Origin of the sequence: Microbacterium sp. (assembly GCF_047972865.1) — a bacterium.
Lineage (GTDB): Bacteria > Actinomycetota > Actinomycetes > Actinomycetales > Microbacteriaceae > Microbacterium.
Genome location: NZ_JBKEAY010000262.1, coordinates 1 through 22928 on the forward strand (window position 1 = coordinate 1; position 22928 = coordinate 22928).

At 70.2% G+C, this 22928-nt stretch carries 22 protein-coding genes, 3 tRNA genes and 1 pseudogene; 6 read left to right on the top strand and 20 right to left on the bottom strand.

Translation table 11 applies throughout. The features are described 5' to 3' along the window. Positions 1-212: 212 nt before the first annotated feature. The 7 genes from ACK5KK_RS15720 to ACK5KK_RS15750 form a co-directional block, all read right to left on the bottom strand. Positions 213-289, bottom strand: a tRNA-Met gene (locus tag ACK5KK_RS15720). A gap of 25 nt (positions 290-314) precedes the next feature. Then, positions 315-386: transfer RNA gene (locus ACK5KK_RS15725), tRNA-Thr, on the bottom strand. A gap of 64 nt (positions 387-450) precedes the next feature. Then, positions 451-1392: a M23 family metallopeptidase gene (locus ACK5KK_RS15730; protein ID WP_416891025.1), complete on the bottom strand. Its 942-nt coding sequence runs from the start codon at positions 1390-1392 to the stop codon at positions 451-453. Positions 1393-1829: 437 nt separating this feature from the next. Beyond that, on the bottom strand, positions 1830-2621 hold the full coding sequence (locus ACK5KK_RS15735) for an inositol monophosphatase family protein (protein ID WP_416891026.1): 792 nt from the start codon (positions 2619-2621) through the stop codon (positions 1830-1832). Positions 2622-2705: 84 nt separating this feature from the next. After that, entirely contained in the window at positions 2706-3728 is a 1023-nt protein-coding gene (locus ACK5KK_RS15740) for a hypothetical protein (RefSeq protein WP_416891027.1), read from the bottom strand. A gap of 101 nt (positions 3729-3829) precedes the next feature. After that, a tRNA-Tyr gene (locus ACK5KK_RS15745) sits at positions 3830-3911 on the bottom strand. A gap of 90 nt (positions 3912-4001) precedes the next feature. After that, the gene (locus ACK5KK_RS15750) at positions 4002-4490 is read right to left on the bottom strand and encodes an FBP domain-containing protein (RefSeq protein ID WP_416891028.1); all 489 of its coding nucleotides are present in this window, start codon (positions 4488-4490) and stop codon (positions 4002-4004) included. Between the two features lie 63 nt (positions 4491-4553). Between ACK5KK_RS15750 and ACK5KK_RS15755 the strand changes: the two genes are divergently transcribed. Further along, positions 4554-5042, top strand: coding sequence for a YajQ family cyclic di-GMP-binding protein (locus ACK5KK_RS15755; protein ID WP_416891029.1), 489 nt, complete (start codon positions 4554-4556; stop codon positions 5040-5042). Positions 5043-5143: 101 nt separating this feature from the next. Here ACK5KK_RS15755 and ACK5KK_RS15760 read toward each other — a convergent pair whose 3' ends face one another. After that, positions 5144-5551, bottom strand: a complete 408-nt coding sequence (locus tag ACK5KK_RS15760; RefSeq protein ID WP_416891030.1) for a winged helix-turn-helix transcriptional regulator — start codon at positions 5549-5551, stop codon at positions 5144-5146. 99 nt (positions 5552-5650) lie between these two features. Between ACK5KK_RS15760 and ACK5KK_RS15765 the strand changes: the two genes are divergently transcribed. From ACK5KK_RS15765 to ACK5KK_RS15775, 3 genes and pseudogenes are all read left to right on the top strand, one after another. Further along, the gene (locus ACK5KK_RS15765; protein WP_416891031.1) at positions 5651-6322 is read left to right on the top strand and encodes an SDR family NAD(P)-dependent oxidoreductase; all 672 of its coding nucleotides are present in this window, start codon (positions 5651-5653) and stop codon (positions 6320-6322) included. Positions 6323-6358: 36 nt separating this feature from the next. Continuing rightward, positions 6359-6947: pseudogene (locus ACK5KK_RS15770) on the top strand (ISL3 family transposase); the annotation flags it as partial. Positions 6948-7034: 87 nt separating this feature from the next. Then, entirely contained in the window at positions 7035-7607 is a 573-nt protein-coding gene (locus ACK5KK_RS15775; protein ID WP_416891032.1) for a hypothetical protein, read from the top strand. Positions 7608-7731: 124 nt separating this feature from the next. Here the strand turns inward: ACK5KK_RS15775 and efeB are convergent, their stop codons facing one another. The 6 genes from efeB to ACK5KK_RS15805 form a co-directional block, all read right to left on the bottom strand. Beyond that, on the bottom strand, positions 7732-8997 hold the full coding sequence (gene efeB, locus ACK5KK_RS15780) for an iron uptake transporter deferrochelatase/peroxidase subunit (RefSeq protein ID WP_416891033.1): 1266 nt from the start codon (positions 8995-8997) through the stop codon (positions 7732-7734). Beyond that, positions 8994-10220 (bottom strand): iron uptake system protein EfeO, encoded by a 1227-nt coding sequence (efeO, locus tag ACK5KK_RS15785; RefSeq protein ID WP_416891034.1) that lies wholly within the window; start codon positions 10218-10220, stop codon positions 8994-8996. Before efeO ends, efeB begins: the two co-directional genes overlap by 4 nt. Before the next feature lie 8 nt (positions 10221-10228). Continuing rightward, a complete protein-coding gene (gene efeU, locus ACK5KK_RS15790; RefSeq protein ID WP_416891035.1) occupies positions 10229-11143 on the bottom strand; it encodes an iron uptake transporter permease EfeU in 915 nt (304 codons plus the stop codon). A 414-nt stretch (positions 11144-11557) separates the two neighbouring features. Beyond that, entirely contained in the window at positions 11558-12175 is a 618-nt protein-coding gene (locus tag ACK5KK_RS15795; protein WP_416891036.1) for a MarR family winged helix-turn-helix transcriptional regulator, read from the bottom strand. After that, on the bottom strand, positions 12142-12720 hold the full coding sequence (locus tag ACK5KK_RS15800; protein ID WP_416891037.1) for a protoglobin domain-containing protein: 579 nt from the start codon (positions 12718-12720) through the stop codon (positions 12142-12144). The genes ACK5KK_RS15795 and ACK5KK_RS15800 overlap by 34 nt, the downstream gene beginning before the upstream one ends. Before the next feature lie 163 nt (positions 12721-12883). After that, on the bottom strand, positions 12884-13846 hold the full coding sequence (locus ACK5KK_RS15805; protein WP_416891038.1) for an alpha/beta hydrolase: 963 nt from the start codon (positions 13844-13846) through the stop codon (positions 12884-12886). Positions 13847-13915: 69 nt separating this feature from the next. On the opposite strand from ACK5KK_RS15805, the gene ACK5KK_RS15810 reads away from it, so the two are divergent. After that, positions 13916-15088, top strand: coding sequence for a multidrug effflux MFS transporter (locus tag ACK5KK_RS15810; RefSeq protein WP_416891039.1), 1173 nt, complete (start codon positions 13916-13918; stop codon positions 15086-15088). Positions 15089-15119: 31 nt separating this feature from the next. Here the strand turns inward: ACK5KK_RS15810 and ACK5KK_RS15815 are convergent, their stop codons facing one another. From ACK5KK_RS15815 to ACK5KK_RS15825, 3 genes are read right to left on the bottom strand one after another with little or no spacing between them, the layout of a single operon-like run. Further along, the gene (locus ACK5KK_RS15815) at positions 15120-16493 is read right to left on the bottom strand and encodes an FAD-dependent oxidoreductase (RefSeq protein ID WP_416891040.1); all 1374 of its coding nucleotides are present in this window, start codon (positions 16491-16493) and stop codon (positions 15120-15122) included. Between the two features lie 39 nt (positions 16494-16532). Beyond that, complete coding sequence (locus ACK5KK_RS15820) at positions 16533-17594, bottom strand: polyprenyl synthetase family protein (protein ID WP_416891041.1); 1062 nt, start codon at positions 17592-17594, stop codon at positions 16533-16535. A 10-nt stretch (positions 17595-17604) separates the two neighbouring features. Next, positions 17605-18345 (bottom strand): demethylmenaquinone methyltransferase, encoded by a 741-nt coding sequence (locus ACK5KK_RS15825; protein ID WP_416891042.1) that lies wholly within the window; start codon positions 18343-18345, stop codon positions 17605-17607. Between the two features lie 82 nt (positions 18346-18427). Between ACK5KK_RS15825 and ACK5KK_RS15830 the strand changes: the two genes are divergently transcribed. Further along, entirely contained in the window at positions 18428-19669 is a 1242-nt protein-coding gene (locus ACK5KK_RS15830; RefSeq protein WP_416891043.1) for an isochorismate synthase, read from the top strand. Here the strand turns inward: ACK5KK_RS15830 and ACK5KK_RS15835 are convergent, their stop codons facing one another. Genes ACK5KK_RS15835 through ACK5KK_RS15845 form a run of 3 tightly spaced genes read right to left on the bottom strand, consistent with a single transcriptional unit; the run spans position 19670 to position 22799 of the window. Further along, on the bottom strand, positions 19670-20533 hold the full coding sequence (locus tag ACK5KK_RS15835; protein ID WP_416891044.1) for a PPK2 family polyphosphate kinase: 864 nt from the start codon (positions 20531-20533) through the stop codon (positions 19670-19672). A 27-nt stretch (positions 20534-20560) separates the two neighbouring features. Beyond that, positions 20561-22330, bottom strand: a complete 1770-nt coding sequence (gene menD / locus ACK5KK_RS15840) for a 2-succinyl-5-enolpyruvyl-6-hydroxy-3-cyclohexene-1-carboxylic-acid synthase (RefSeq protein ID WP_416891045.1) — start codon at positions 22328-22330, stop codon at positions 20561-20563. 1 nt (position 22331) lies between these two features. Further along, the gene (locus tag ACK5KK_RS15845) at positions 22332-22799 is read right to left on the bottom strand and encodes a PLD nuclease N-terminal domain-containing protein (protein WP_416891046.1); all 468 of its coding nucleotides are present in this window, start codon (positions 22797-22799) and stop codon (positions 22332-22334) included. Between the last annotated feature and the right edge of the window lie 129 nt (positions 22800-22928).

Here is a 22928-nt window from a genome sequence, read left to right on the forward strand (position 1 = left end):
CCTCGCTGCGTTCTTCCATCGCATCTGGGTGGACGACGACGGACACCTCGTCACCGTCGAGCGCGAACTCCAGCCCACCCCCGCCGAGATCCGCGACGCCGTTACCGCCAACCTCACGAACACGAAAAGCGCCGGAGCTATGTGCTCCGACGCTTGTTCTGCCGAACAGAGCGACCAATATCTTCAGGTCATTTGTTCGAGTATGACTAGTTTGGTAGCAGGAGCGGGGCTTGAACCCGCGACCTCACGATTATGAGTCGTGCGCTCTCACCAACTGAGCTACCCTGCCGCGATACACCCGAAGGTGTCTTGCGAGCCCCGAGTCAGGATTGAACTGACGACCCCTTCCTTACCATGGAAGTGCTCTGCCACTGAGCTATCGGGGCGTGCCGCCCGCGCGCGGGCAACGAGACGAGAATACCATCGGCCCGGCATCCCGACGAATCGCCGTCAGGTGCCGGTGTGCTCCTTGATCCAGGCCACCGGGTCGGTGTGCGTGCTCCCGTCGAGCAGCACCTCTAGGTGCAGGTGAGCACCGGTGGAACGGCCCGTCGAACCGACCGTCCCGATCACATCGCCGACCTCGACCGTGTCACCCTCTGCCACCCGGAGCGACCCGTACTGCATGTGCGCGTAGCGAGTCGATACCTTCTCACCGTCGATGACGTGATCGATCACCACCGTCACTCCGTAGTCACCGCCGGCCTGCGTCGCGATGCGCACGGTGCCCGCTGCGACCGCGTGGATCTCGGCCCCCGCACCCGGCGTGAAATCGACACCGCGATGCGGGGTGGAAAACAGTGCCAGGTAGCTCGTGGAACCATAGGTCGCCGAGATCGGCACCCCCACCGGGAACGGCCACTGCACCTCCCAGTTCGGATCGTTCACCCACGTGTTCGCGAACTGCGTCACACCCGACTCTGCGGCAATCTCGGAGAGCGAGGTCACACTGTAGGACTCGGTGCGGTCGAGCGTCACCGTCGGCGTGTCCGATGACGTCACGAACGCCTGGATGCCCTCCTCGTCGGCCACCGGGCCGTCCGCGACGACGTGGATGTCCGCGGTGGCGGTCGTCGTGGCCACCGCGGCAGGGGCGGCGGTACCGAACGCCAATAGCCCCACCACACCCATCACGCCGACCGAGGCGGATGCCGCCACCAGGCGCGCCGCGATCGCGCGACCCGACAGCCGTCGAGCCGGCGGCGCGAGCACGGAAGCGGTCGCCATCGGCGCGACCTTGACCTTCGCGCGGCGCTCCGGCATCTCCCCCGTGAAGGCGAACAGCCGGGCGGCGCGCTCGAACTCGTCGTCCCCGCACGCGTTCGCCGCGGGGGTCGCCCGGAACGACGCCGGCAACGCGGTCGCCTCCGGGGACGCGACGGCGGCATCCAACGGCTCCGCGGGGGCCTCCGCGCGACGCCGATCACGCCGCCGCAACGGGGGCGCCTCGCCACCGAGAGCAGCAGCGGGACGCTCGCCAACGCCAGCGGCTGGCGCAGCATCGGCTCGCGTCGTCGCATCCGCCGTCCGCCCAGCATCCCCACCCAGTGCTCCAACCGGCGCAACATCCGCCCGCCCAGCATCCGCACGGGCCGCCTCAGACTGGCGGCGACGCCACTCGGCACGCGTCAGCGCGGGCGCGTCCGCCGCAGGGGGCACAGGCGAAGCCGGGTTCACGGGTGGTCAGGCACTCTCGATAAGCCGATCGCGACATCGGCGGTGGTACACGGGTCGGATCGCCCTCACCCGTCGGGTGGCAAGATAACGATCAGGTAAACACTAGCGGCACCAGTCTGAGAATGCCATGAACGCGCAGCCGCCGTGAGTGGTTACCGGTAGACGACCTCGATGAGGCGCGCGAACAACCCTGGAGCGGCCGCGACGGTCATCGGCCGGCCCGGATGCCCGCCCGGTTGCCCCCCGAGCATCCCGCCCGCTTCGAGCACGAGCAGCCCGCCCGCGGCGTGATCCCACGGGTGAAGCCCACGCTCGAAGTAGGCATCGAGACGCCCCGCGGCGACGTAGGCCAGGTCGAGCGCGGCCGATCCGGCACGCCGCACATCCCGCGCCAACGGAAACGCCCGGGTCAGCCGATCGAGGTCGCCGGGTCGCGTCGCCGGGTCGTACCCGAAGCCCACGCCGACCAGCGCTCCCGCCGGACCGGGCTCTTCGACGTGCAGTCGCCGCTCCCCCAGCCACGCACCCGCGCCCCGCGCCGCGTGGAACAGCTCACCCGACTCCGGCGCGAACACCACGCCGACCTCGGCCGTCCACGAACCCGGTTCGGGCGCCCCGGTCACCGCCGCGACACTCACCGCGTAGTGCGGGATGCCGTACGCGTAGTTCACGGTGCCGTCGCTGGGGTCGACGACCCAGGTCACTCCGGAACTGCCCACCTCGGCACCGGACTCCTCCCCGAGGAAGCCGTCGCCGGGGCGCGCCCGCGCGAGTCGCCCCCGGATCAGCTGCTCGACTTCGCGATCGGCCTCGGTGACGATATCGGCGATCGTCGACTTCGTCGCCGCGATCGCCACCCCTTCCGTGCGCCGACGGCGGGCGAGTTCGCCCGCCTCACGCGCGATGTCGATGGTAAGCGGGAGGAGGTCGCGGGTATCCACCATGGCATCCACGCTACGCGGTCCAGGAGGACGCTCAACGCGCGGTCCGGGCGGTGGAGCGCACCGCCCGGACGCGACATGCGGCGGTCAGCTCGGCGGCGCGGGCGGGGCGGGGTACCCCTGGTAGCCGGTCTGCTCGGGTTGGGGCGGTGCCGCCGCCGGGTCTGCCGGAGCCGGGTGTGCCGGGGCCGGCGCTGCTGGCGCCGGGGCCGGCGGTGCGGAGGCGGGTGCTCCGGGTGTCGGGGCTACCGGTGCCGAGGCGGGCGCCGGCGCCACCGGACCCGGCGCGAGCGGTTGCGGCGACGCGATCGGCGGCGCGGGCACCGTAGGGGCGCCGTACGGATAGGTCGGCTGGCCGGTGTAGTACGCGTTCCAGTCGGGCGTACCGTCGGGCAGTACCGGCAGGGGCGTGACGCCGTCGACGTAGGTGGGCCATGGCTGCGACACGGGAGCCGCGTATGCCCCGGCACCCGGCCCAGGCGGCCGCGGCAGCTGCTTCTTCGGCGCGAACAGCGCGTTGATGAGGGGGACCAGCGCCGTTCCCACCGCCGCAAGAATGGCCAGCGCGACAACGATCCGCCAGTAGAGGTCACCGAAGTCGACCCATTCGTCCAACATCAACGGCAAAACGAGCAGCATCGCGAGGATCCCGACCAGCGCCAGCGTGACATACGTGACGATGCTCGTGAACGAGATCGGGTAGCGACGGTGCGCCTTCGTGAACAGCCACGCGTGCAGCAGAGCGAGCTGCAGCACGACGATGATCACGAGGAATCTCGTCATCCGTTCGAAGCCGCCGAACATGCTCGATCCATCCGGCATCCAGATGAAGAACGCGCCGATCAGCAGCGTCAGGATCCACGTGGTCATGCTGGTCAGCGACAGCCAGGCTTCCCGGCGCGGCGCCATCCCCGCCTCGAGGATTGCGACGCCGGCGAATCCCGCCAACAGCAGAATCGTGAGGAACGCCTTACCGATCATCCCGTCGCTGTCGCCGAGCAACACCCATACAACACAGATGATGGCTGCCGCGATGAGCGCCCCGATGGCGACCCACAGGGCAGCGCGCAGCAACTTCGCGGACGACGGACTCGTGATCGGCTGGGTCATAGCGTTCCTCCCCGCGGCGTTGCCGCACATCCTCTATCCTCGCATGCGGGCCGGCGCCGCCAGACGGCGGTCGGCACGGCAGGGGGGATGCCGCGAAGCGGTGGCGAGTGAGGGATTCGAACCCCCGAATGCAGTGCAGTCTGATTTACAGTCAGATCCCTTTGGCCGCTTGGGTAACTCGCCGGGTGCGCACCCGGCCGGCTTGTACAGTCAATCGGAGGCGCGATTGACAATACTACTCGCCCCCACAGGTGTCACGGACCACGCCCGGGGTCACTCGGTCGTCGCCACCCGCTCCACGAACGACTCGATGCGATGGCGCGTGCCGTCGATGCGGCGGTCGACGCTGGCCCGCACCTCATTCGGGGCCAGCGGAGCGGCGAGGCGCACATTCTCGTGACACGACAGGTCGCTGCAGATGTAGGTGCCGATGCTGTCGCCGCGTTCCCCGGCATTCCCCGACTTGCGCGCCGTGAACAGCGCGACCTGGTCGCCCGGCTGCATCGTGTGACAGAGGTTGCACATCGCCGGCCTCGCATGCGCGGAACCGGATGCCGCGCGCAGCACCACCCCGGCGGGAGCGCCGTCCAACTCGGCGACGAGGTACCCTCGGCCGCGCGTACGCGGGTCACGCCACGCGAAGAAATCGAGGTGGTCCCACTCCACGAGCGGAAAGTTCAGCGGCAGGGCGAGCCGGTCGCGCTCATCGTCGGAGGCGTTCACGAGAACCGAGCGCACCTGGGTTTCGGTGAGGGCCTGCATCCGTTCATTGTACGAATGCCCCGGTCGGGCCTCGCGGCGGCGCATCTCGGTACACTCTCCCCCATGGCTGACTCGAGTTTCGACATCGTCTCCAAGATCGACCGCCAAGAGGCGGACAACGCGCTCAATCAGGCCCGCAAAGAAGTGGAGCAGCGCTACGACTTCAAGGGCACCGGCGCGTCGGTGGAGTGGAGCGGCGAGGCGATCCTCATCAAGGCGAGCACGGAAGAGCGCGCCAAGGCGGTGCTCGATGTGTTCCAGTCCAAGCTCATCAAGCGAGGGATCTCGCTGAAGTCGCTGGAGACGGGCGAGCCGCAGGCCAGCGGCAAGGACTTCCGCATCGTCTCGACTCTCAAGGAAGACATCTCGCAGGACGATGCCAAGAAGATCAGCAAGATGATCCGCGACGAAGGACCCAAATCGGTCAAGTCACAGATCCAGGGCGATGAACTGCGCGTGCAGTCCAAGTCGCGCGACGACCTGCAGTCGGTGCAGCGGATGCTGAAAGCCGCCGACCTCGACGTCGATCTCCAGTTCGTCAACTACCGGTAACGCAAGCCTCTGATCAGGGATTTTCTGCTTTCACTCCGCAACGAGTCCGCAAAAGTGGCTCTTCGCAATCAAGGGTGTAGTGCTCGTCTGAGCCGCAGGGGTCAGGTGTCCGCGTCGAAGTGTGCGCGAGCGGCTCGTATCTCGGGTATGCGCTCGATCGCCCAGGTGGCGAGGGCGGAGGCGGGCTTTACCAGGCTGTGTCCGAGGGGGCTCAGCGCATACTCGACCCGTGGAGGAATTTCGGCGAATGCGGTGCGGGTCACCAGGCCGTCGCGTTCGAGGTGGCGCAAAGTGATCGTCAGCATCCGCTGCGAGACACCGGGGATGTGTGCCCGCAGGTCGCCGAATCGGAGTTGGCCGAAAGCGAGCGTGCCGATGACCAGCAGCGCCCACTTGTCGCCGATGCGATCGAGCAGCTCGCGCATGATGATGCCGTCATCGGTGTTCGCACACCGCTCCTCGTACGCCGTGAGCATGTCCCGTGCGGACGCATACTCCCGTTCAGCCATGTGAGCTCCTTGCTATCTGGAACATCGATGTTCCTTTTGTACGGTCCTTGGGTATGAGTCATCATCTCAAAAGGAACAACAAGTAACCAAAGGATGATCATGCCCACCATCGCCATCATCGGGGCCGGCCCCGGCCTCGGCCTCGCCCTCGCCCGAACGTTCGGCGCCCACGGTTACTCCGCGGCAATCATCGCCCGCAACGCAGACACGCTCGACAGCCTCGTCGCAACGCTCAAGGCCGAGGGCATCGTTGCAGAGCGGTTCGTCGCAGACACCGCCGACGCTGTCATGTTGGCTGCGGCTCTGGCAGATGCGGAGGCGCAGCTCGGCACGATCGACGTTCTCGAGTTCTCGCCATACAGCGCTGGCCCATCGTCGATGCTCGACCCGATTGATGTCACCGTCGAGAAGCTCGCTTCCTCCATTCAGGCTCAGACGTACGGTGCCGTCACCGCGGTGCAGGCGGTACTCCCTGCGATGCGTGAGCGCGGACAGGGCACGATTCTGTTGACCGCAGGAATCGGATCGATCGACCCCGTGCCGATCTTCGGAGCCATGAACGCGGCCCAGGCGGCGACTCGGAACTGGGCGCTCAACCTCCACAAGCGCCTCGCCGGCTCTGGCGTCACAATCGCTCACATCGCGATCGGGCTGTTCATCGGCGCGGAGCCGCCGAAGGAGGGCTACCCGTTCCGCACCCCGGAAGACATTGCAGCTGAGTATTGGACGATTCACGAGACGGGCAACGGCCCGGAGCTCGTCATCCGGTAGAAACCTGCGGCACCTGGCCTATCGCAAGACCTCGACGTGTCTCACGCAGCCTTCGCCGCGCCCGACCTGACCACGTTCTGCCGCCTCGACGAGCTCGGCCTTGAAGCCGTCGGGCAGCGTCTGGAGCCGGATCGGGCGGTGCTGAGTGACGCATCCGCTGGCGCATGAACCGTTCGGGCACCGGCCGACGATGCTGCTGATACGGGTGCGCCGCTACCGGTGCGCGCACTGCCGCCGGACCTGGCGGCAGGACACATCCAAGGCGGCGGCACCGCGGGCGAAGATCTCCCGCGACGGAATCGGGTGGGCGCTCACTGCAATCGTGGTCGACCACCTCACCGTCTCCCGCGCAGCAGCAGGTCTCGGAGTGTCGTGGCACACAGCGAACAGCGCGATCCTCGCCGAGGGCAAGCAGCGGCTGATCGACGACCCGGCACGATTCGACGGTGTGACCACGATCGGTGTCGACGAGCACGTGTGGCGTCACACGAGGTTCGGTGACAAGTACGTGACCGTGATCATCGACCTCACGCCCGCGAGGCACAAGACCGGGCCGGCACGGCTGATGGACATGGTCGAGGGCAGGTCGAAGGCGGTGTTCAAGCAGTGGCTCGTTGGATCGCCGCGACCGCCGTAGCTGCCGTCATCCCCCTCGCGGCAGCGACCGCCGCGTACGCCGACCCGACGACCGCAACCGGCCCCGTCGACCGACGTGGCCCCGTACCTGATCCCGATCGCGCCGGGCGTGACGAACACCTCGATCCTCACGGTCGACGACGAGGCCGCTAACGGGTACACGATGGCCGGCGTCCCCGACGGCCTCGGCGCGTACGACAACGGGCACGGGACAATCACCCTCCTCATGAACCACGAGATGCGGCCGGGCGCCGGAGCAGTGCACGACCACGGCGCCGACGGCGCGTTGACGGCGTCCGCCAACGGCAGGCAACTCATCCTCAGCGAGGACCCGGGCAACAATCCGCGTCAGGCACGCGTCTACGCCTACACCCTGCGCACCGACCGGCTCACCGCGATCCTCGAGCACGACCCTGCTCTGTTCACCGACGACCCGGGTTCGGTCTACGGCACCGACGAGGAGTCGTCCGGCACCATCGACGTGTCGCGCTACTTCGGCCGCGGCTCCTACCTGATGACCACCCAGGCCCACAGCAGCACCCGACTCGGCAGCACCTCCGCGTCCGATGAACTGGTGGAGGACCGTCAGTTGCAGCTGGTCCGCGTGCCCCGGACCGACAACGGTCAGGGTTCGAAGCGCGGGCACTGAGCTCGCAGATAACGAGGGACCGTGCCCGCCCGGGTGCGGTCCCTCGTTGTCGGGGTTTGCGACCGGCATCCGAGCGGACTGACCAATGAACAGCGCGGGTAGAACGAGGGCGGCGGCAGCAGCGTTACGCGAACAGCGGTGCGCCCACGTACGACCCCGGTTCGGCGCCGGGGGGCACGGCCCACACCCCCGAGCCGATGTGGCGGACGTACTCCAGCATCAGGTCGGTCGACAGCCGCTTCTGCAGCGTCACGAACTGCTGCGGGTCGCGCTGGAACGACAGGAAGAACAGCCCCGCATCCAGCCTGCCGAGCGCGTCGTTGCCGTCGACATAGTTGTACCCGCGACGCAGGATGCGGATGCCGTCGTTCGTCTCGGGATGAGCGAGCCGCACGTGCGAGTCGGGGTCGATCGCGTCGGTCCCGTCGACCGTCGCCGAGAAGTCCGGCGCGGCGAACTCGTCCCCGCCCGACAACGGCGCACCCTCGGCCTTGTCGCGCCCGACGATGCGGTCCTGCTCGGCCAGCCGCACCCGGTCCCACGTCTCGACGAGCATCGCGATCTTCCGCGCCACCAGATAGGTGCCCCCGGCCATCCAGTTCGTTTCCGAGGCCCACACCCACGCGTCGAGCGCGTCGGTGTCGTCGGCGAGGATGTTCGCGGTGCCGTCCTTGTATCCGAACAGGTTCCGCGGGGTCTCCTGGTCGCTCGTGGTGCGCGACGTTCGGCCGAACCCGAGCTGCGACCACCGCAACCGTGCCCTCCCGAACGCAATGCGGCTGAGGTTGCGCACCGCGTGCACGGCGACCTGCGGATCGTCGGCGCACGCCTGCACGCAGAGGTCACCGCCCGACGCGGCCGGGTCGAGGTCGTCACCTAGAAACGGCGGCAGCGCCGCGAGCGACGCCGGCTGCCGCGCCGCGATCCCGTAGCGGTCTTCGCCCTCCACCGTCTCGAACAGGGTCGGACCGAACCCGAAGGTGATCGTGAGCCCGCTCGCCGACAGCCCGAGCGCCTCCCCGGTGTCATCGGGCGGCGCCTGCGGAGACCCACCGACCGCGCCGGTCGCACTCACGTCCAGCCCCTGTGTCATTCGCGAGGCAGCATACGACCAGTCCTGCAGCAGCTCGATCAGGTCGTCACGCGTCGTGCGTGCCATCATGTCGAATGCCGCGAAGTGCATGTGGTCCTGCACCGGCGTCGTGATCCCCGCCTGGTGGATGCCGAAGAAGTCGTAGACGGATGCCGCGGTCTCCTGCTGCCGCGCTCGCCCCACCGCCACCCCCGCGGCCGAGCCCGCCCCGGCCCCCACGGCGACACCCGCAGCCGCGGCCCCCAGACCGAGGCCGATCAGCGCCCGCCTGCTGAGCCCGGAGCCGGCCTGGGTCATGCCAGCACCGTCGCGGTCAGCTGCGAGAGTGGCTCGGCGAGCACGTTGATCTGGTCGATCAGGACGCGCTTGTCCGCTTCGGAGAGGTCGCCGAAGTCCACGAAACCGTCGGCGATCGTGCCGTGCGAGTCGAGGGTCTCCTGCAGCACGGCGTACCCGTCGTCGATCTGCGCGACCAGGTCGGCGCCGTCGTCGCCCTGCGCGGCCGCGTAGTCGCGGACCAGCGAGAACGCCATCTTCGAGCCTTCAACGTTGGCCGCGAAGTCGTACAGGTCGGTCCCCGACCACCAGTCCTCTTCCCCGGTGATCTTGCCCGTGGCGACCTCGTCGAGCAGGGTGATCGCACCGTTGGAGATGCCGGCGATCCCCTGCGCATCGAGGGCGGCGGTGAATTCGTCGGAGTGGACGTAGTCGTTCAGCTCGGCGACATCGGCGATCAACTGCGCGCCGTACGAGGCCCGCTCCTGCGGGGTCGACGGCTCCCAGTCCTGCCACGCCGGGGTCACACCGTCCGAGTTCAGCGCATCGCGCGCCGGCACCCACAGGTCCTTCTCGATGCGGTGGAACCCGGTCCACTCCAGCCCTTCGGCGACGGCATCCACTTCGCGGTAGTCGATGCGCGGATCGAGGTCGCCGAGCGATTCGGCGACCGGCTCGATGCGCTCGTAGTACAACCGCACCCGTGGGAACTCGTCGCGCGCGGTGTCGTCGTCGCCGGTTTCGTATGCCGCGACGAACCCGTCGACGGCGGGGACCAGTTGCTCGACCTGATCCTTCACGAACGCGGCGTAGAGGTCCACGGTCTGCTGCTTCTGCTCGGCATCCGGGCCGGTCGCGACGACCTGTTCACCGGTGACGGTGAACGCCGCCTTGCCGACGCCCTCGCCGATCATCCCGGGCTTGCACAGTGTGAAGTAGTCGCCCGGTTGCGCGACCACCGTCACGGTGCGCGACGCCCCGGGGGCGATGTTCTCCACTTCGCCCACGATGCGCAGGCCGTCGTCGGCCAGCAGGTAGAACTCGGTCACCTCGGTTCCTTCGTTGTTCACCTCGAAGGTGAGCGTTCCGCTGGTCGCTGCCGCGGCCGACACGGCGCAGTCGGATGCCGTCGACGTCACGGTGAGGGAGTCCGATGCTCCCGTCGGCGCGTTGGCGACGCATCCGGTCAGGGCGACGGCGATAATAGCGGCGATGCCGGCGGCGGCGAGACGGGGACGATGCATCACGTTCCTTACGAGGTGGCGACGGAATGGGGGCGGGACTCGGGGTCCGGCGCCTGCGACGCGCGGACGGGCCGGAAGAACAGGGCGCCGACGATCGCGATGTAGGCGACCCATGCGATCACCTGCAGCCACGACATCTGGGGCATGAACCCGATGGTGGCCTGCAGCAGGGTCGCGAGCACACCGCCCGGTTCGATCACGGCCGACACGTCGAACGCCCACCCGAACGGGAACGCCGCCCACCCCACGGCGACCGTTCCGGCCGCGGCGATCGGGGCGAGCGTGGTGAACGGACCGGGGAGCACGGCGGCCTCCTGCAGATCGTGGATCGCGTAGGCGAGTACACCGGCGGCCACCACGATCAGGAAGGCACCCGTCCAGGTGAAAAAGCGCCGCAGATTCAGGCGCAGGGCGCCGCGGGCGATGAGCCAGCCCAGCACGACGGCGATGCCGATGCCGAGCAGCGCGCCCAGCAGCGCATCGGGCGCATCGCCGAACGAACGCACCATCGACCACAGCAGCAGCGTGGTCTCGATCCCCTCCCGTGCGACCGACACGAACCCGAGCACGACGATGCTCCACAGGCTCCCCTCGGCGAGCGCGCGGTCGACCCCGCTCTCGAGCGAGCGCTTCATGGTGCGCCCGGCCTTCTTCATCCAGAAGATCATCCAGGTGACCATCGCGACGGCCAGCAGCGACAGCGATCCGCCGATGATCTCCTGCGCCTGGAACGTCAACCCGTAGGCGCCGAACGTCAGAATCGCCCCCACGGCGAGCGACAGCGCGACAGCCAGTCCCACGCCGCCCCAGAGCCGGCCGAGCGCATCGCGCCGGCCGATGCGCGCGAGGTAGGCGACGAGGATGCCGACGACCAGCGCGGCCTCGAGGCCTTCACGCAGACCGATAAGAAGGGTGGCGAACACGACTGACTGTCTCCGGTGGATGTGAGCGCGCGGTGGCACGTGCACTATAGCTTAGGACTGCCTTACCTTATTTGCCAGCCAGATGTCTCACTGACTGATCGCGGTCGTCAGGCGCTCCGAGGGCCGCGGGGTGTCGGGGCAGGGCGGTACGTTCGCCGGATGTGGTGGGAGCAGCCGGGGCGATCACCCCTCGCGCGCCGGACCTGGCGCGCCCGTATCGATCGGTCTGCGCGCTACACCCTGGCAGCCACCACGCGCTGGGGCATCTCGTTCGCGCGGAGTGTGGACGGCGCGCTCCGGTGCGAATTGGACGGGCCGTCCCCCGAAGTGTTCGAGCCGTGGGCGACCGTGACGGGCCTGTCCGCCCGGAGCCTCACCGACCCCCGTCAGGGCTGAGCCCACCGCCGTGGGCGCTCAGACCGCCGGCGCCGGCACGTGCTCGGCGCAGTCCACGCGCAGGTCGGTGTCGGGAAGATCCCGGCGCAGCAGCAGACACCGCGCGCCGGCGCCGTCGCCCGGGTCGAAGTGCCCGCACGTGAAGCAGGTGCGCGCGACCGTGATCACCCCGTCGCGCTGCAGCCGGGCGATCTGACCGAGCACGACCCGCAGTGCCGTGCCCCGGTCGGCGGCGGTGGCGGCATCCACCCGCAACAGCGGTGCCAGCTCGCGCGCGACCTCGGCCGCCACCTGACCGCCCGCGTCGGTCAGGTGCACCAGCGAACTGCGGAGGTCCGCGGGGTTGCGACGGCGCTCCACCAGCCCGCGCCGCTGGAGCGCGCCGACCGCATCGCTGCCGGTGGGCTGGGACACATCCAACTCCTCGGCGAGGTCGCCCGGTCGTTGCGGCCCCTGCTCGTGCAGCCGTTCCAGCACGGCCAGCCCGAGCACCGAGAGATCGTGCGCGGTCGCGATGCGCTGCCGCCCCGCGCGCAGCGCGCGACCGAGGCGCTCAATGCCGGCGAGCAGCCGGCGATCAAGGTCTTGTTCGCCGATCGTGGTCACCACCGATCCGGGCGGTACGGCTGTGCCCACAGCGCGACCGTGAGGGTGACCGCCTTGAACCAGGCGGCGTGCATCGCGTCGAGTTCGGTGTCGTCGACCGCCCCCGACGACAAGAAGGAGCGCACCGTCGCGGTGATCGGCCAGACGAACGCGATCAGGTACCGCAGTGGAATGTGGGTCTGATCCGAGGCGACGCCGTCGGTCTGGCCCATCGTGACGACGTGGCGCCGGGCGATCTCGTTCTGATAGTCGAGCCAGCGCTGGTCCCAGGGCCGGGCGCACAGGTCGCGGATCCACTGCCCGAACCGCACGCGCACCGCGGAGAGGTAGTCGCCGTCGGGCCGGCCGTCCTCCCCCGAGAACGAGACCACCAGATGCGGGTGTGACCCGACGAAGCCGTACCAGACGTCGAGCACGCTCTCGACCTGTGGAGCCAGCAGTTCGCCCGCGCGGGCGAGCGCGGCGGCATCCGCATCGCTCCACGCCAGCGTGTCCAGCAGCAGCGCAAGCTCGTCGGTGCTCACCGGTGACCGGTCGAGATCGGCGTCGTACGTGTATCCCGCGAGAGTGCTCATCGGGCCCCTCCTCATTCGTCGCAACCCTGACCCTCCTCAGTATGCATAGGATGCCTATATAAATCAATACCCACTCGTCACCGTGTCGACCACCCCGCCGTTCGTTCGCGCCGAACTGCGGGATGCTGGCTGGACGACCGACGTTTCGGCGCGGATGAACGAGTCAGTCCAGCGCGCCGCGCAGCATCCACCGGTCCAGGGCGGCGAACGCGGCGGCGCGCGGGCCGGGGCGTGACAGGAAGAGGTCGTGCACGCCGTCGTGGATCCGAGCGACGGTCACGTCGGCGCCGATCCGGGTCGCCGCCCGGGCGATGTCGTCGACGACGAGCACGGTGTCGGCCCGAGTCATGTCCTCGGCCCACTGCACCGGCGGCATCCATCGGGCCGACAGCAGCACGAGTGCCGGGCATCCCACCTCGACGCCGGCGGCGATGCGCTCATGCCCACGGAGGACGGCGCTGAACCACCCCGGATGCGTGGCGAACCCGCGGTCGGGTCGCCACTGCTCGCGGTGCACATCGGTGGGGAGCGTGCCGATCTCGCGCTGGGCGCGAGTGTAGAAGCCGAAGTCCACCTCGGGTTGCCCGCCGAGCGGATCCACGGTCGCCCGCAGGTGCACGAACGCCCCGAGCGCCTGGCGCGCGACCGGTCCGCCCTGCATCTCCAGCCACGGGCTGTTGAGCACGAGCGCGTGAGCGACGCCCGGAAAACGCGCAGCCCAGAGCGTCAGGATGAGCCCGCCCGTGGAGTGCCCCATCAGCACGAGCCGCCGCGACCCGCGCGCCATCGCGGCCAGCGCCGCGGCGATGTCGGCGTCGTACTCGTCGAGGTCGGCGACGTAGCCGGGCGTCTGCCCCTCGCGCAGGCTGCGGCCGTACCGGCGCAGGTCGAGCGCGAAGAACCGGGCGCCCCGAGCGTTCCACCACCGGGCCACCTCGGTCTGGAAGAAGTAGTCGGACCAGCCGTGCACGTACAGCACGTCGACGTCGCGGAGCAGGCCGAAGTGCGCGTGCCGCCACGGCGGCAGGCGCCGCACGAGGGTGGCCACCGTAGTGTCGGCCGCGTCCGACGCCAGTGTCAGCTGTTCCAGGCCGTCGCCGAGGAAGTCGGGCCGCCAGTCGGGCATGGCGCCAGCCTACTGGTGGATGCCGATACGATCGGACGGGCAGGAGGCACGGTGCAGCAGCATCCACGATTGACGACGGGCTTGCTCGCCGCGCTCGGATTCGTCGCCGCCGTCGGCCCCATCGCAACCGACATGTATCTGGCGTCGTTCACCGACATCGCCGACGATCTCGGTGCCGCACCCTCCCAGGTGCAATCCACACTGATGGCATTCATGGTCGGCGTCGCGGTGGGTCAATTGCTGCTCGGGCCGCTCACCGACCAGTGGGGTCGCCGGCGCGTGCTCGTCATCGCCATGGCGGTGTTTGCGGGCGCGACGACCGCGCTGGTGTTCTCACCCACGATCGAGGTCTTCATCGGACTCCGGCTGGTGCAGGGCCTCAGCGGCGCGTCCGGCGTGGTGATCGCCCGCGCCATCGCCGTCGACCTCAGCACCGGGGCGACCGCGGTGCGGGCCATCAGCATCATCGCCACCGTCGGCGCCGTGGCACCCATCATCGCGCCACCGATCGGCGGCGCGATCGCCGGAGTGTGGGGGTGGCGTGGCGTGATCGCCGTCATCGCCGCGGTCGCATGGACGATGTTCCTCACCGCGCTGATCGCCGTCCCCGAATCGCTGCCCCCGGGTCAGCGGCAGCCCGCACGGTTCAGTCGGTTGTTCAGCCGGTTCGCGCCGCTGATTAGCGACCGTGCGTTCCGCACGGCGGTCGTGGCATACGGATTCGGGTTCGCCACGCTCATGTCGTACATCGCGGCATCCCCGTTCGTGGGCCAGTCCCTGCTGGGGATGTCGCCGTTCGTCTACTCCCTCGTGTACGTGGCCAGCGCCGTCGGGCTGGTCCTCTCGAACCTCACCAACGCTGCCATCGCACCCCGATTCGGCCCGCAGCGCATGATGATGATCGGCGTCACCGCACAGGTGACCGGGGCGGCACTGATGCTGATGCTGACGGTGGGCGACTTGCTGACGCCGGTGACGTTCGCGATCGCGGCCCTTATCGTCAACAGCGGCACCGGCTACACCATGGCCAATTCCAGCGCCCTGGCACTCGCACACACCGACGCCTCCTCGCGCGGCGCCGGCGCTGCACTCCTGGGCGCCGCACAGTTCCTCGTGGGCGGGATCGCGTCCCCCATCGTGGGGCTGTGGGGGCAGAACACCGCCCTCCCCATGGCGGTTGCGATGACCATCTGTGCCGTCGTAGCGGCCACCGCCGCGCTGGCCACTCGCCGCCACGGGTAACCGGGCGGCTCCGGCAGTCCCGTTCCCCGGTTCACGCCCCGGTCGAGACCGCCACCATCTCGTCGCGGTCGACCACCTTGATGCGGGCTCGTTCGTGCGGCGCGCCCAGGGAGATCTCGTGCTGATCGAGCCGGTGCCAGCCCTCCAGGTCGGTCCAGGAGACCCCGCGCGAGGCCAGCAGATCGACGACGGCCTGCTCGGACGGGTCGTCCGGGTTCCACCATGAGCCCTGGTCGTTGATCAGGTGACGGATGGTCTCCATCGCGTCCGACTTGGTGTGACCGATCAGCCCGACCGGTCCGCGCTTGATCCACCCGGTCGCATAAACACCTGGAACCCGCTCGTTGGAGTCCTTGCGCAGCACCTGTCCCTCGTGGTTCGGGATCACGCCGTGCCGCTTGTCGAACGGCACGCCCGGCAACGGCGAGCCGAAATACCCGACCGCGCGGTACACCTGACCGACCGGCACCTCGCGCCGCTCCCCGGTACCCACGACCCCGCCCTGACCGTCCGGGCGGGTGCGCTCGTACACGAACGCCACGGCGGCACCGTCGGCGTCGGTCCTCACCTCGACGGGCTTGGCGTAGAAGTGCAGGTGCAGCCGACGCGACGCTTCACCGCCGGCGTTGTTGACGCTCGGCCGCTGCCGCCACGACTGCAGCACCCGATCGATCACCATCACCTGCTTGTTCGAGGCGATCGCCGCCTGCGCGGCCTCGTCGTAATCGAAGTCCTCGTCGTAGACGACCATGTCCACGTCCCGCAGTTCGCCCAGTTCGCGCAGTTCCAGGGGCGTGAACTTCACCTGCGCGGGGCCCCGCCGCCCGAAGACGTGCACGTCGGTCACGCGCGAATCCCACAACCCCTGGTACACGTTCTCAGGGATCTCGGTGGGCAGCAGATCCTCGGCGTGCTTGGCCAGCATCCGCGCCACATCCAGTGCGACGTTCCCGTTGCCGACCACGGCGACCGACTCGGCGTCGAGCGACCACTCGCGCGGAACATCAGGATGCCCGTCGTACCAGCTCACGAAGTCGGCCGCCCCCAGCGACCCCGCCGCGTCGATGCCCGGGAGGTCGAGGTCGGCGTCGCGCACGGCACCGGTCGCGAAGATCACGGCGTGGTAGTGGCGCTTTAGGTCGTCGAGGGTGAGGTCGGTGCCGAAGTGCACGTTGCCGAAGATGCGGATGTCACCGCGGTCCAGCACGTCGCGCAACGCCGTGATGATCCCCTTGATCCGCGGGTGATCGGGGGCGACGCCGTACCGCACCAGACCGTACGGCGCCGGCAGCTGATCGAACAGGTCGATCGACACGTCGAACTTCCGCTCGGCCTTCAGCAGGATGTCCGCGGCGTAGATGCCTGCCGGTCCCGCGCCGACGATGGCCAGCCTGAGCTTGGTCATGCAGATCCTTCCGAATGGTGCCGGGTGGGTGCCCGGAGGTCAGTGAGAGCGGTCGACGACCACTCGCGCGAAGCGTGTCAGCGCGTCGCGCACGGGCCCGTCGGGCAGCGGCGCCAGGGCTCCGACGGCATCCCGCGACCAGTCCGCGGCCAGACGTCGCGTCGCCACCGTGGCGGGGTGCTCCCGCAGCCGGCCGAGCGGCTCGTCGAGGATGCCCGGATCGGCCCCGTCGGCGATCCGGGCCACACCGTCGTCGATCGCCGCGGTGAGCGCACGGGATGCCGGATCGGTGGCCCGCCCCAGCAGGAGGAACGGCATGGTCGGCACCCCCGCGCGCAGGTCGGTGCCGGGGACCTTGCCGGTCTCGTCGGCATCCGCCGACAGGTCGATCACATCGTCGAGGAGTTGGAAGGCGATCCCGACCTTCTCGCCGAACTCCAGCAACGGCTGCTCGTACGCGGACGGCGCTCCCGAGAACAGGACACCGGCTTGCGCGGCGGCGGCGATGAGTGACCCGGTCTTGTCGGCGAGTACCTGCAGGTAGAACTCCACCGGGTCGTCATCGGCCTGGGCCCCGACCGTCTCGTGCATCTGCCCCAGGACGAGCCGCTCGAACGTGTTCGACTGCAACCGGATGGCGGGTTCGCCGATCTGCGACATCAGCTGACTCGCGCGCGAGAACAGCAGGTCGCCGGTGAGGATCGCGATGTTGTTCCCCCACACGGCGTGGGCGCTGGGCACCCCGCGGCGGGTGTCGGCTCCGTCCATGACATCGTCGTGGTAGAGCGATCCGAGGTGCGTGATCTCCAGTGCGCAAGCGCCCGCGACGACGTCCTCGGTCGTCCCGTCGCCCCACTGTGCCGTCAGGATGGTGAGCATCGGGCGCAGCCGTTTGCCCCCGGCTTCGTAGAGATAGCGCGTCGTGGCGTCGGCGAGCACATCGGTGACGTGCAACTCCGCCTCCAGCCGCGCCTCGACCAGCGCCAAGCCGTCGTCGACGACGGCCAGCAGACGGCGCTGCTTCGGACCCGCGAAGATACGCTCGGTCAGACCGAGGCGGTTCCCCAGCTGCGAGCCGGGCACGGAGGGGCTCGGAGTCACGGCCACCAGCCTAGCGGCCCGTGTCCACGGGGTCAGCCGCGGGGGCGGTGGCCCGGTGAAGAGCAACGATCCCGCCGGTGAGGTCGCGGTGCGCCACTCCGGTCCACCCCGCGGCGCGGATGCGAGCGGCCAGCGCACCCTGGTCGGGCCAGTCCCGGATGGATTCGTTGAGGTAGTCATACGCCGCGGCGTTCGAGCTGACCGCACGCGCCGCCACCGGCAGCACCCGGTCGCTGTAGAACCGGTACAGCCGCCCGAACACCGCCGAGGTCGGGTGGGAGAATTCGCAGACGACCAGCCGTCCTCCCGGCGCCGTCACCCGCAGCATCTCGGCGAGCGCGCGATCCGGGTCGGAGACGTTGCGCAGCCCGAACGAGATGGTCACGGCATCGAACTCACCGTCGCCGAAAGGCAGATCGGTGGCGTCGGCGTGCGCGAACATCAGATTCGGGATGTCGCCGTGCCGACGCCTGCCCTCGGCGATCATGCCGGGCGAGAAGTCGGCGGCGACGATCGTGGCCCCGCTGCGCGCCAGCGCCGCCGAGCTCGTGCCGGTGCCGGCGGCGAGATCAAGAATGCGCTGCCCCGGACGCGGGGCGATCGCCCGCGTCGTCGCGACCCGCCACAACCGGTCGTTGCCGAGGCTGAGAACCGTGTTGGTGCGGTCGTAGCCCGTGGCGACCTGATCGAACATACCGCTGACGCGGGCGGGATCCTTGTGGAGGTCGGCGCGGTTGTCGTCGAAGGTCACCGTTCGAGTCTAGAGCCGCGCCCCGCGGTCGACGGCGGCCCGTCCGCCGTCCGGCCCGCGGCAGCGGCAATAGGCTGAGAGCGTGAACCCGGACCCGACCCGCGTGCCGCTGCGCGCCGTCACCCGCGAGGTCGACACGATCGAGGATGCCGTCGCCTGCGCCGCCCCCGCAGACCCGCTGGTGTGGTCGCGGCGCGGCGACACGCTGGTCGGCGGCGGCGCGGCCGCTCACTTCCCCGGGTCGGACCCTGCCGCGACCGCGCAGTGGTGGCGCCGCGTCTCGGCCGCCGCCGAGATCGACGACCCCGTGGGGCTTCCCGGCACCGGGCTGGTCGCGTTCGGGGCACTCCCCTTCGACCCGCGGTCGGCCCGCACGGGCGGGCTCATCGTGCCGTCGGTGATCGTCGGCCGCCGCGGCGACCGTTCCTGGGTGACGCGCATCGGCGAGACCGGAGTGCCGACGCTGCCGCCGGCGACCCCCTACGGTCCGCACTGGTCGGCCACACTGGGCCCGGGCACGCTTACCCCGGCGGGGTACCAGACCGCGGTGCGTGCCGCACTTGACGCGATCGCCCGCGGCGACGTCGGCAAGGTGGTGCTGGCGCGCGACCTGGCCGGGTCGGCACCGGCGGCATCCGACCTGCGCCGTCTCGTGCGCGCACTGGCCACGGCCTACCCCGACACCTGGACCTTCGCGGTGGCGGGCCTCATCGGCGCCAGCCCGGAGACCCTCGTCACGGTCTCCGGCGGCACCGTCACGACGCGGGTGCTGGCCGGCACCGCCGCGCGCGGGGCGGATGCCGACGAGGACACCGCGGCCTCACTGCGACTGGCGACGAGCGCGAAAGACCTCGACGAGCACCAGTACGCGGTCCACAGCGTGCTGACCGCGCTGCGCCCGTTCACGAACGCGCTGGTCGCGGCCGAGGAACCGTTCGCCCTGAAGCTCCCGAACGTCTGGCACCTCGCCACCGACGCGGAAGGCACGCTCGATGCCGCCTCGTCGGCGCTCGACCTGGTCGGAGCCCTGCATCCCACGGCGGCCGTCGCGGGGACACCCACGGCGGCGGCGCGCGAGCTCATCGGTCGTCTGGAGCCGTTCGACCGAGGCTGCTACTCCGGCCCGGTCGGCTGGATCGACGCGAACGGCGACGGCGAGTGGGCGATCGCGCTGCGGTGCGCCCAGTTCGGGCCGTCCGGTCCGGGCGAGCGCATTCCGGTGGTCGCGCACGCCGGCGCCGGCATCGTCGCCGGCAGTGACCCCGAGACCGAGATGCTCGAGACGCGGGTGAAATTCCGCCCGGTCGTCGACGCGCTGGCCTGATCAGCTGGCCGCCAGCCGGATCTTCTCCGCCGCCACGTCGAACATCGCTCGCGGCCAGTGCGGGTCGATACGCTCCAGGGCGTCCAGGAGCAGTTCCTGCACCGCCAGGCGCGCGTACCACTTGCGGTCGGCCGGCACGACGAACCAGGGTGCGGCGACCGTGGACGTCCGCTCGAACACGGTCTGGTAGGCGTCCATGTAGGCCGGCCACAGCATCCGCTCGTCGATGTCACCGGGGTTGTACTTCCAGTGCTTGTCCGGCCGGTCCAAGCGCTCCCCCAGGCGCGCCTTCTGCTCGTCCGGCGAGATGTGCAGCATCACCTTCACCAGGTGCACCCCGGTGTCGGTGAGCCGCGCCTCGAAGTCGTTGATCGCGCCGTAACGCCGCTCGATCTCGTCGGCCGGCGCCAACTGCCGCACCCGCCCGATCAGCACGTCCTCGTAGTGCGAGCGGTCGAACACCCCGATGAACCCGGCGCGCGGCGTCTGCTTCTCGACGCGCCACAGGAAGTCGTGCGCCAGCTCTTCGTCGGTGGGCTTCTTGAACGCGTGCAGCATGATGCCCTGCGGATCGGTCGCCCCGATCACGTGCCGCACGATGCCGCCCTTGCCCGCCGTGTCCATCGCCTGCAGCACCAGCAGCACCGCGGGCGCCTCCGGGTCCTCGCGGCTGGAGGCGTGGAGGCGTTCCTGCAGCCCGTCCAGCACATCCGCGCCGCGGGCCAGGTCGGCCGACCCCCGGTGCTTGCCGTGCCCGTACCCGGGGGTCGCCCGGGTGTCGACGTCGGCGAGCCGGAAGCCGTCACCGACCCGCAGGGTCTGGGCCGGGTCGGCCGTCCACACGTTCAGGCTGGTGCTGGTCATGTAGGCCATTGTGGCCGACGAGCGGGCTCAGCGCGCCAGCGGCACCTCGATCAGCTGACGTCCCGTCACCGGAGCGGTCAGCGCCTGATCGAGCGCGGCACGGGTGGTCACCCGGCGGTGCTCCCACCCGTAGGCCGCGGCGAGTTGGTCCAGCCGCGCCTCCTGCGGGGTGTACAGCACGCGGTCCAACGCCGCGTCATCGGCGACACCGGCGACCTCGAGGTCGTCGAAGATCGTGCCGCCGCCGTCGTTGCCGACGATCACCTGGATGCGGGGTTCGCGCTCCGAGGCGGGTATGAGCAGCGCCCCCACGTCGTGCAGCAGCGCGAGATCACCGGTGAGCACCCGGGTCACGCCCGCCGCCCCGGCGGTCTGGCTGGCCAGGGCCACGCCGATGCCGGTCGCAATGGTTCCGTCGATGCCCGCGAGCCCCCGGTTGGCGTGCACCGGCACCTTCTTGCCGCCCAGCACGCGATCGGCCACCCGGACCAGCCGCGACGACGCGAACAGCAGCCGATCGTGCGGCCAGGTCGCCCGCCACACCGCGTCGACGAGCGCCGTGCGATCCAGCGGGGCACGGATGACGTCGAGTTCGGCGGCGATCGCCCCCAGCCGCGTGGCCGGCTCCACCGACGACAGACCGGCCGCATCCGGCGGCGCCGGGCTCAGATCGACCGCGCCGGCCTGCGACGCACGCATCCACTCCGCCAGCCACGCGCGGTCGGCGCCCCCCTCGGCCACCGTGACGGCGTCGGCGGCGACCGTCACCCCGTTGAGGTTGAGCGGTTCGCCCGGGCCGCGCACCGCGACCACCTCGACATCCGCGCGCGTGAGCAGCGCGGTGACCTCCCGGCTGAGGGTGGGATGCCCGAACACCACCGCCCGTTCCACGGCGCCGCCGAGGCTCTCGGCGGCGAGGAGGTCGCGGTAGGCGTGGACGAGGTTTCGCCCGAAGCGGGCCCCGCTGACGATCTCGGCGACCAGCGGCCACCCGCCGCGGTGGGCGAGGTCTTCGGCCGCGGGACCGGCATCCGCCCCGGCCACCACGATCGTGCGCGGGCCGCGCTCGAGCACGATCGACGCGTCCCCGCCGTCGGTCGCGTCGGCGGATTCGCCGATGCCACCGCCGCCCTGGTACAGCGCTCCCCACGGGGCGGGGGTCTCCGCCTCGTCGGCGCCGGCGGCGCCGGCCGCCTGCATCCACCCCGGCAGTGCCCCGGCGAGCGGTTCCCGGAACGGCAGGTTCAGGTGCACCGGTCCGGCGGAGCGGGCACCGACCCCGAGGGCCGCCGCGACCGCGTCGGCGGCGAGCGCCCGCAGCAGGCGTGTCTGCTCACCGGCGCCGTCGTCGTCGCTCGCCTCGGGCACCGGGACGTCGGTGGCCAGCCGCATGTTCGGCGCGAACATGCCCGGCTGCCGGGTGGTCTGATTCGCGCCCACCCCGCGCAGCTCCGGCGGGCGGTCGGCGGTCAAAAGCAGCAGCGGCACCCCGGCGTGATGGGCTTCCAGCGCCGCCGGCAGCAGGTTCGCCACGGCGGTGCCCGACGTGCAGACGACCGCCGCGGGCATTCCGGTCTCACGGCCGATGCCAAGCGCGGTGAACCCGGCGACCCGCTCGTCGATCCGCACGTGCAGGCGCAGTGCGCCGCGGGCCTCCCCCTCGGCGGCGGCGAGCGCGAGCGCCTGCGAACGCGAACCGGGGCTGAGCACCACGTGAGCGACGCCCCGCTCCACGAGCCTGCCCAGCAGGGCGGCGGCCGCGTCGGTGGCCGGCGCGCGGCCGGATCGGGAGGTCATGTCAGCTGCGCGCGTCCCGGCTCTCGCCGTCGTCTTCCGGGCTCGCCTCGGGAGCGGCGTCCGGGTCGTCCGGGTCGGGGTCGGCGGCGGGCGCGGCGGGCCGGTCGGCGGCATCCGGGGCGCCCGCCTCGTGCGTGCGCCACCGGGGGTCGTCGTCTTCGGCGTCGAGCGCGGCGAGCTCTTCTTCGAGGCGACGGATCCGTTCGTCCTGGTCGGCCGTCGACCCGATCGAGCCGAGGACCTCGGGGTTGTCGTCGGGGGCGCGCGGCGGCTGCGGCCGACCACGCTCAGGACGGCCGACGGTGAACCACAGCACGCCACCGAAGACAGGGAAGAGCATGACGATCAGCATCCACGCGGGCTTGCTCACCCCGCGATGGCGGGTCGGTGGCTGCATCGCGCAGTCGACGATGCTGTAGATCCAAAACGCGACCAGCAGCAGGGTCAGAGGGATGAGGACTCTCGCCACACCCCCATCCTAGGCGAGCGACGGCCCAGCGCCGGGTTCCACGGTCACAGCCTGACAACGGCTCACGCCCGTAGACTGGGGGTATGCGTGCCCGCTCCGCCCTCGTGTACAGCGTGCTGCGCCTGCTCG